The sequence below is a fragment of the Rhizobium sp. BR 314 genome (assembly GCF_047445805.1).
In the GTDB taxonomy this organism is placed as follows: Bacteria; Pseudomonadota; Alphaproteobacteria; order Rhizobiales; family Rhizobiaceae; genus Rhizobium; species Rhizobium lusitanum_B.
In genome coordinates, this window is sequence record NZ_JARWLA010000103.1 from 1 (window position 1) to 1,881 (window position 1,881).

Genomic DNA, 1,881 nt, shown 5'->3' on the forward strand with positions numbered 1-1,881 from the left:
ACATACTGCGGCGCGATCAGCTTGACCTCATGGCCGAGTTTCATCAGCTCTCGAGCCCAGTGGTGCGCGCTGCCGCAAGCTTCCATGGCCACCAGTGCAGGCGGCTGATTTCCCATGAATCGCAGAAACTGGCCGCGTGGCAGCTTCTTGCGGAACTGCACCTCTCCCGCCATCGACGCGCCATGAAGCACGAAAACGTTCTTTGCCAGGTCTACCCCGATCATTATATCCTTCATCTGCCGCTCTCTCCGCTCAGTGGCCTATACGACCACATCCTTGGCACATCACGATGCCGTCTGGGGAGGGCGGCAACCACTCCATCTTAACCGCCTGGTTTGAATTGACTTGATATCGAGTTTTCATGACCGAAACTCCACTTGCCCACTTCAGACGCCACCGCTTTCCCGCTGAGATCATTGCCCATGCCGTATGGCTCTACTATCGGTTCCAGCTCAGCTTTCGTGACATCGAAGATATGCTTGCTGAGCGCGGCATCGACGTCTCATTCCAGACGGTCTCGGGATGGGCGACGAAATTTGGCCTGAAGTTTGCTCGTCAGCTCCGGCGCCGCTCACGCGGCCACTTTGCCGACAAGTGGCAGCTCGATGAGATGGTGGTGACGATCAAGGGAAAGAAATATTGGCTGTGGCGTGCTGTCGATGCAAATGGTTACGTGCTCGACGCCCTGCTACAAAGCCGAAGGAACAAGGCAGCCGCCAGCGTCTAATGCGCAAGCTGCTCAAGGACCAGGGTACCGCCCCACGCGTGATGGTGACCGACAAGCCGCGTTCCTATTCGGCCGCAAAGGCCCAGCTGATGCCAGGCGTCGAATATCGCTCGCACAAAGGATTGAACAACCGAGCTGAGAATTCCCATCTTGCCGTGCGACGACGCGAGTGACGCATGATACACTTCAAGTCCGCGCGACAATGTCAGCGTTTTGTCTCAACTCACGGTCAGATCGCCAATCTCTTCCTTCTTCACCGGAAATGCTTGTCCGCCGCAGATCATCGCCAGCTTCGCACTCACGCCATCTCGATCTGGCGTGAAATCGCTGGCTCGATCGGCGCTTGAGCACCAGGCCGCATAGATTCATGCGTTCTTCACACCGTTAAGGCGACGCCACCCATCAAGAAATTAAGAATGCAGCGGCGTGGTGGGCACGGAAATCTTCTATAGACGTTGTAATTCGTATGCATTACAGCCGGTTTTTCAGCTGGAGATAACTATGGCTTCGAACGCACTCGTTCAAACTCGCATTGATGCTGAGGTTCGAGATCGCGCCTCTGCGGTGCTTGAAAGCATGGGTCTTACGGTGTCGGACGCAGTTCGTATCCTACTCACCCGGACGGCAAACGAGGGAGCATTACCGCTCGAGCTTGTGTCAGGCAACGAAGCTCACGATGCTTGGTTTCGCAGTAAGGTCCTTGAAGCGCTGAACGACACGCGACCGGACGTTCCTGATGATGAAGTCGAGGCTCATTTCGAGAAACGGCGAGCGGCAGCGCGCCTTAAAGCAGCGGCCCACAAGTCCTGAAGCTCACCTGATCAGCGTTTGCGTTATCAGATCGAGACGCCATCTTCACCTTTATCGAGGCGGATAATCCCTTAGCTGCGGTCATGGTCGACGAACGGATCGTCGCGGCCGCTCGTCGCTTAATGGATTTTCCCGCGAGTGGTCGTGTTGGCAGAATTGCAGGGACGCGCGAACTGGTGATCAACGGTACCCCATACGTCGCAGCTTATGCTGAAACGCAATCGGCGGTTCGTATTCTCCGCATACTTCATGGCGCGCAGGAATGGCCAGACACTATTCCAACCAGCTAGGCTTCCAACTCGTGTCTGGGTCAATGGGTCGCCAGTTCGGATCCCATCAAGAGC

At 56.1% G+C, this 1,881-nt stretch carries 1 protein-coding gene and 3 pseudogenes; 3 read left to right on the top strand and 1 reads right to left on the bottom strand.

Annotated elements, in window-relative coordinates:
• Positions 1-236: pseudogene (locus tag QD461_RS36575) on the bottom strand (IS110 family transposase); the annotation flags it as partial.
• 125 nt (positions 237-361) lie between these two features.
• Between QD461_RS36575 and QD461_RS36580 the strand changes: the two are divergent.
• The 3 genes and pseudogenes from QD461_RS36580 to QD461_RS36590 form a co-directional block, all read left to right on the top strand.
• A pseudogene (locus QD461_RS36580) lies at positions 362-900 on the top strand (IS6 family transposase).
• Positions 901-1,228: 328 nt separating this feature from the next.
• Positions 1,229-1,537 (top strand): type II toxin-antitoxin system RelB/DinJ family antitoxin, encoded by a 309-nt coding sequence (locus tag QD461_RS36585; RefSeq protein ID WP_414091633.1) that lies wholly within the window; start codon positions 1,229-1,231, stop codon positions 1,535-1,537.
• Between the two features lie 11 nt (positions 1,538-1,548).
• Positions 1,549-1,827: pseudogene (locus QD461_RS36590) on the top strand (type II toxin-antitoxin system RelE/ParE family toxin); the annotation flags it as partial.
• Positions 1,828-1,881: the final 54 nt, after the last annotated feature.